The sequence below is a fragment of the uncultured Faecalibacterium sp. genome (genome assembly GCF_900066275.1).
In the GTDB taxonomy this organism is placed as follows: Bacteria; Bacillota; Clostridia; order Oscillospirales; family Ruminococcaceae; genus Faecalibacterium; species Faecalibacterium taiwanense.
On the sequence record NZ_FMFG01000033.1, the window covers coordinates 20,556 to 27,326 of the forward strand.

Consider the following 6,771-nt stretch of genomic DNA (forward strand, 5'->3'; position numbering starts at 1 on the left):
GGTGACGATTTGGGGCATTTCCAGCGAAAAGCACAATTGTGTGCTAGAAAATTTGTCACTTTTTCAGTTGTATACATGCGTGTTTTCCGTTATACTAAAGGTAAGACAAACCTGCCCGTGCAGGCGGGCGCCCCGTTGTACACAAGGTTTGACGGATTTTTAACAAAAACCATCAGAGAAAAGGAGTTATCGACCCATGAAAGCATTTATGGATAAGGAATTCATGCTCCAGTCTCCCACTGCTCAGCATCTGTACCACGACTACGCTGCGGATATGCCTATCTGCGACTACCACTGCCACATCCCTCCCCGTGAGATCTACGAGAACCGCCGCTTTGAGAACATCGCTCAGGTATGGCTGGGCGGCCGCAACCCGGACGGCAGCTACTTCGGCGATCATTATAAGTGGCGCGTGATGCGTTCCAACGGTGTGCCCGAGGAGTACATCACCGGTGATAAGCCCGACCGCGAGCGCTTCCAGAAGTTTGCAGAGGCTCTGCCCATGGCCATCGGCAACCCGATGTACCACTGGACCAACCTCGAGCTGCATGTGTTCTTTGGCTACGAGGGCGTGCTGAACGGCGATACCGCTGAGGAAGTGTGGAACCTGTGCAACGACAAGCTGCAGCACGATCCCAAGCTGACTGTCCGCGGCCTGATCGAGCAGTCCAACGTGGCCTTCATCGGCACCACCGATGACCCCATCGATGATCTGTACTGGCACAAGAAGATCAAGGAAGATCCCACCATCAAGTTCACCGTGGCTCCTTCCTTCCGCCCCGATAAGGCCATCAACATCAACAAGCCCGGCTTTGCCGAGTACATGGGCAAGCTGGCCGCTGTTGTGGGCAAGGAAAAGCTGGCCTGCATCGATTGCGTCACCGACGCTCTGACCAAGCGCATCGAGTTCTTTGCCGAGATGGGCTGCCGCGCTTCGGACCACGGTCTGGATTACATTCCCTACCGTGAGGCCACCAAGGAAGAGGTCAACGCCATTTACCAGAAGGTGATGAAGGGCGAGACCTGCACCGTGGAAGAGGCTGAGAAGTACCAGACCTACATCCTGATCCATCTGGGCAAGCAGTATCACCGTCTGGGCATCGCCATGCAGATCCACTACAACTGCCTGCGCGGCGTGAACCGCAAGATGAACGCGCTGCTGGGACCCGACACCGGCTATGATATGATCAACACCGCTACCTGCGGCGGCGAGATCGCAAGCCTGCTGAGCGCCCTGAACGACACCGACGAGTGCCCCAAGACCATCATCTACAGCCTGAACCCCGCCGACGACGCACAGATCGGCACCATTCTGGGCTGCTTCCAGAACAGCGAGGTGCCGGGCAAGATCCAGCACGGCTCCGCATGGTGGTTCAATGACCACAAGATCGGCATGGAAGAGCAGATGACCCGTCTGGCAAGTCTGGGCCTGCTGGGCAACTTCGTTGGCATGCTGACCGACAGCCGCAGCTTCCTGAGCTACACCCGTCATGACTACTTCCGCCGCATCCTGTGCAACATCATCGGCCAGTGGGTCGAGGATGGCGAGTATCCCAACGACGAGAAGGCTCTGGAGAAAATCGTCAAGGGCATCTGCTTCGACAACGCAAAGCGCTACTTCAACCTGTAAGAAGTTCTGCCTAAACTGAATAAGGCAATAGAAAGCCCCCGGAACGGATTACCGTTCCGGGGGCTTTTGCTGTAAGCAGATAATGTTTACTTTACAAGGCTGCGCAGCACAACGCGGGCAGTGGAAACGTCGGAACCGAGCAGGGTGTCGTAGGCATTCAGGATGTCGCGGATGGCCTGCAGGTTGTCCTTGGTCAGGGTGTAGGTCTTGGTGGAGCCGTCTTTGCCGGTAAAGGTGGCGGTGACGCTCTTGGCGGCAAGCCACTCGTTCAGCCAGCTGGTGCTGTCGTCCATATCGAACAGCTCATAGTCGAACCATGCCTTGAGGTCGTTGTCGTAGCCGCCGATGAACTCTTCATCACAGGTGAAGTCGTAGTAGTTATCCTCGGTCTCTACCCGAACAGATTTCATGTCCAGCTTTTTATTGCCGAAGTAGGTCATGCCCAGACTGAGATACACGGTGGGATCATCGTTGGTAACGAACAGGTAGGGGTACAGACCGCAGGAGGCCTTTTCCATGCTGGCCTCCTCGTAGGGAGAATCGATCTGCCAGCCCTCGGCCTCGCTGTCATAGGTGACAGTGAGCTTGGACAGGGCAGAGCGCAGCTGCGCCTCCGACACCGCATTGGTCACAGAGAGCTCTGCCGGGGCAGGCTCGTCCGGAAGAGCGGGGCTCAGGGCAAAGGCGGAGACGCCGCCCATCAGGATGGCGGCGGTGCACAGGCAGGCGGCACCGCGCTTGAACAGTCCGGTCAGTTTCATAAGGATCTCCTTTCGCTTCACAGAAACGCTTTTTCTCTGTCCAGAGCATATCAGATTTTACGGCTCCTGACAGTAAAACGGCATGAATCGCCCCTCAGATGCATCAGAACGACCGTTCAGGCAGGGGAGCGGTGCGGATGAAAACGGCTTCTTATACCTGATGGGTCTCCAGCCAGTCGGTCATCTGCTGGGCGATGCCCTTAATGCTGCCCTCCTCAAAGGGAACTTTCAGCCCGGCGGTCTCCAGCAGCTCGGTGTAGCTGGCCATGCCTGCACGGCGCACAAGGCGCAGATAGCGCTGCCATGCGTCCTTGTGGTCGGTCAGGCTCAGCAGGAAGAACTGCAGTGCGGCCATGGTGGACAGGCAGTAGTCGATATAGTAGAAGGGGCACTCATAAATGTGCAGCTGACGCTGCCAGCCTGCACCGCGGCCATAGAAGGGAAGACCGGCAAAATCGATCCACGGGCGGTACTTCTTTTCCAGCTTGAGCCACTCGGCATTGCGTTCATCGGGGGTCAGGTCCGGGTTCTGGTACATGATGTGCTGGAACTCGTCCACCTCACAGCCGTAGGCAAGGAACACGAAGCTGTCCTCGGCGTGGAGCAGGGCGTATTTGTCGGTATCCCGGCCGAAGAGCAGATGATGCCACGGTGCGGTCAGAAACTCCATGGCCATGGAGTGGATCTCGGCGCTCTCCATGCCGGGGCATTCCAGATCGGCAGGCACTTCGGGATCACGCTCGGCCACATAGCCCTCAAAGGCGTGGCCGCACTCGTGGGTCAGCACGTCCACATCGCCGGAGGTGTTGTTCCAGTTGGCAAAAATGAAGGGGGCCTTGTAGCTGGGCAGGCTGGTCATGTAGCCGCCGGACATCTTGCCGGGGCGGCTCTCCACATCGAACAGCTCGTTGTCCTGCATAAAGTCGATGAACTCGGCGGTTTCCGGGCTAAGCTCATGGTACATGGTGCGGGCGGCATCCATACGGGCTTTGTAGCCGGGAATGGGCTTGGGATTGCCGTCCTTGAACATGATGGGCAGATCGGTGAAGGTGGGGCGGGCAATGCCGGTGCGCTTTGCACGCATGGCCATCACCTTTTGCAGCTGGGGCACCACATCGTTTGCCACCTGATCGCGGAATTTCCGGATCTCCTCCGGGCCGTAGCCGATGCGGTTCATGCGCACATAGGAAAGCTCGCTGTAGTCGTGGTAGCCCATCACCCGGGCCTGTGCATTCAGGTTTTTCACGATCTCGCCGTACAGCTCGTCCAGCTCGGCACGGTGGGCGTCAAAATAACCGGCCTCGGCCTCGTAGGCGGCGCGGCGCACGGCAGGGTCCAGATCCTCCTTGTAAGGGCCCAGCTGCGGGATGGTGAGCTGTTTGCCGTCCAGCTCCACCAGTGCGCCGCCGTAGATCTGCTGGTAACGGCTCACCAGAGCATTGAACTGCTGCTGTAGCTCCACGGTGCGGTCATCCATGCCCAGAACGGCATTCTTCATACCGGCCACGCAGGTGGTGCCGAATTTTTCGGTCAGGGCATCCACATGCGGGTTCGCAAGGAAAGCGCGGCTGATCTCCACGCTGGCGTTGGTCACGGCGGGGCCGTTGGCATCAAAGAAGTCCTGCTCAGCCTTCCAGTAAGCGTCGCGGGTGTCGCAGGTGTAGTGGATGTTGGCAAGGTTCGCGGCGGTGTTGTACTCCGCAAAGGCTTCGCTCTGCTCATAGTAGAGCCGGACAAGGGCATCGCCGTCCGGTGCGGCAGCGGCCTTTGCGGCCAGCTCTTTGCACCGGGCCAGCAGGGCACCGATGTCCGGGCGGGTATAGGTCATTTCGTTGAATTTCATCGGGAAACATTCCTTTCCGGGAGAAGACTCCATATTTAAGGTTAAACCCATCTTACCACGTTATGCGGCAAATGAAAAGGGGACACAGGCCAAAACCCGGCAGATGCTATGCACAACTGCTAAAATTTGACGAGGTGGTTTGGCAAAGTTGTCTGTGCAGGCGGTTGCATGGCTGTGGCAAAAGGACTATAATAAAACCATCAACAGAGTAAGGCCATGTGCGTTAAGTGCCGCATCAACGGGGAGTTGTGCTGTGGACGAAGGTGTACCCGCGGTGCATGGTCTGCATCCCGCTGCTGCATGGACTTGGGTGCAGGCGAGACGGCTTGCGTCCCGCCCGGAAGTGAAAGTTGTTGGATTCACGCCCTCCTTTGTGCGGTTTGTCACAGGGAGGGCGTTTTTGTTTGTGCAGACCGCCCGCCCGGTATTCCTTTTGCAAGGAGGACAGTTGATATGAACAACTCGAAAAATTCCGTCCGCACGCTCACCATGCTGGCCTTGCTGGTGGCAATGAGCATCGTGTTCAGCCGGGTGCTGAGCATCTCCACCGGCTTTGTGCGGTTCAATCTGGGCAGCCTGCCGGTGCTGCTGGCAGCGCTGCTGTTCGGCCCCGGTGCCGGCTTTGCCGTGGGCGCTGTGGCCGATATGATCGGCGGCGTGCTGGCAGGCTACGCCATCAACCCGCTCATCACGCTGGGCGCGGGTGCCATTGGTCTGGTGGCGGGGCTTGCATGGCAGAAGCTGCCCGGGCTGCGCACCGGCCTGCGGCTGCAGATCAGCGTGCTGCTGGGACACTTTGTGGGTTCCATGGTCATCACCTCGCTGGCACTGCGCATCTTCTACGGCTACCCGTGGGCAACGCTGGCAGTGCGCATCCCCAATGCACTGATCCTGGCTGCGGTGAACACTGTGCTGCTGCGCATCCTGCTGGAGAACCGTACCCTGATGAAGATGGTGAAAAAGTAAAAAGAGGCATTACAATGAATTACGAACAGGCAATGGAATACATCCACGCCGTCCAGTGGGCCGGCCACAAGCCCGGCCTGACGCGCACCCGCACCCTGCTGGCCGCACTGGGCGACCCGCACAAACAGCTCAGATTCGTGCATGTTGCAGGCACCAACGGCAAGGGCAGCACCGCCGCCATGATGGCGTCCTGCCTGCAGGCCGCGGGCTATCGGGTGGGCCTGTACACCTCGCCCTTCATCAACCGCTTCAACGAGCGCATCCAGATCAACGGCGTGCAGATCCCGGATGAAGAGCTGGTGAAACTGGTGGAGCAGGTAAAGCCCGCCGCCGATGCCATGGAAGATGTGCCCACCGAGTTTGAGATCATCACGGCGCTTGGAATGCTCTATTTTGCCCAGCAGAAATGTGAGATCGTGGTGCTGGAGGTGGGCCTTGGCGGCACGCTGGATTCCACCAACGTCATTGATGCCCCGGAGTGCGCAGTCATCACGGCACTGGGCATGGATCATGTGAAGGAGCTTGGCCCCACTCTTGCGGACATTGCCGCCGCCAAGGCGGGGATCATCAAGGAAGGCTGCCCGGTGGTGAGCTACGGCGGCGTGCCAGAGGCAGATATTGTTATCCGCCGCGTCTGTGCTGAAAAGCATGCCGAGCTGACTGAGGTGGATTTCAGCAGGCTGAAATACGAGGGCGGCAGCCTTGACGCGGTGGAGTTCGACTTTGACGGCCTGACGGATGTGCACCTGCCCCTGATCGGCAGCTACCAGCCGCGAAATGCGGCGCTGGCTATCACGGCTCTGCGGGTGATGCGTGCCCATGGCTGGAACATTCCGGAAAGCGCCATCCGTACCGGTCTTGAAGCGGTCAGCTGGCCGGGCCGCTTTGAACTGCTGCGGCACGAACCGGCGTTTCTGCTGGACGGCAGCCACAACGCCCACGGAATGCGTGCCACGGTGCAGAGCCTGAGAGACCGCTTCCCCGGGCAGAAGTTCGTTTTTCTGGTCAGCATCATGGCAGACAAGGATGTGGACCAGATGCTCAGCCTGCTGGCACCGCTGGCGGTGCGGTTCGTCACGGTGGCGGCGCACACGCCGCGCGCCATGCCTGCCGAAACGCTGGCAGAACACATCCGGGCCTATGGCTGCAGGGCGGAAGCGGCAGCTTCCATTGAAGCGGGCGTGGCCCGGGCGGTGGAGCTGGGCGGCGAAGGCCCGGTGTGCGCACTGGGCACGCTGTATTTCTCTGGCGATGTGCGGAAGGCGTTTGCGGAACTTGTGAAGGGCTGAAGATTTAAAATGGCTCCGCGTGCGCTGCGCCATCATCAGCGGAAAAATATTTTTATATTTGCAAATCAGGAAAATCTGCGGATTTTCCTGATTTGCTTTTTTCACGGAAAAAGTTGCTTCTTGTGCAGAGAGCGGTCGCGTGGGACAGGCTTAAGGGCTTTTATAAAATTCTTCTCCGCCGGGTATGTTCTCTTTTGCGTGCCAAAAGAGAACCAGAAAGGACGGCGGTGCCCGCAGGGCATGAAAGCCCCAGTGGGGCTTTTAAGCCGCAGACCGGTTTGC

General features: G+C 58.6%; 6 protein-coding genes and 1 riboswitch. Of the genes, 3 read left to right on the forward strand and 3 right to left on the reverse strand.

Annotated elements, in window-relative coordinates; all coding sequences use genetic code 11:
• Positions 1 to 196: 196 nt before the first annotated feature.
• Positions 197 to 1,630, forward strand: coding sequence for a glucuronate isomerase (gene uxaC, locus QZL71_RS10310; RefSeq protein ID WP_294648653.1), 1,434 nt, complete (start codon positions 197 to 199; stop codon positions 1,628 to 1,630).
• 86 nt (positions 1,631 to 1,716) lie between these two features.
• Here uxaC and QZL71_RS10315 read toward each other — a convergent pair whose 3' ends face one another.
• Together QZL71_RS10315 and QZL71_RS10320 are read right to left on the reverse strand one after the other, a co-directional pair.
• On the reverse strand, positions 1,717 to 2,391 hold the full coding sequence (locus QZL71_RS10315; protein WP_294648655.1) for a hypothetical protein: 675 nt from the start codon (positions 2,389 to 2,391) through the stop codon (positions 1,717 to 1,719).
• A 151-nt stretch (positions 2,392 to 2,542) separates the two neighbouring features.
• Positions 2,543 to 4,234, reverse strand: a complete 1,692-nt coding sequence (locus QZL71_RS10320; RefSeq protein WP_294648657.1) for a M3 family oligoendopeptidase — start codon at positions 4,232 to 4,234, stop codon at positions 2,543 to 2,545.
• Positions 4,235 to 4,436: 202 nt separating this feature from the next.
• Positions 4,437 to 4,532: riboswitch (THF riboswitch) on the forward strand.
• 155 nt (positions 4,533 to 4,687) lie between these two features.
• Here QZL71_RS10320 and QZL71_RS10325 point away from each other — a divergent pair.
• Positions 4,688 to 5,200, forward strand: a complete 513-nt coding sequence (locus tag QZL71_RS10325; RefSeq protein WP_097781364.1) for a folate family ECF transporter S component — start codon at positions 4,688 to 4,690, stop codon at positions 5,198 to 5,200.
• 14 nt (positions 5,201 to 5,214) lie between these two features.
• Positions 5,215 to 6,489 carry a bifunctional folylpolyglutamate synthase/dihydrofolate synthase gene (locus QZL71_RS10330; protein ID WP_294648659.1) on the forward strand — a complete coding sequence of 425 codons (1,275 nt, stop codon included), beginning with the start codon at positions 5,215 to 5,217 and terminating at the stop codon, positions 6,487 to 6,489.
• Positions 6,490 to 6,590: 101 nt separating this feature from the next.
• On the opposite strand, the gene QZL71_RS10335 is transcribed toward QZL71_RS10330, so the two are convergent.
• Positions 6,591 to 6,771 (reverse strand): hypothetical protein (locus QZL71_RS10335; protein ID WP_294648661.1); only part of this gene is annotated, 181 nt, incomplete at its 5' end.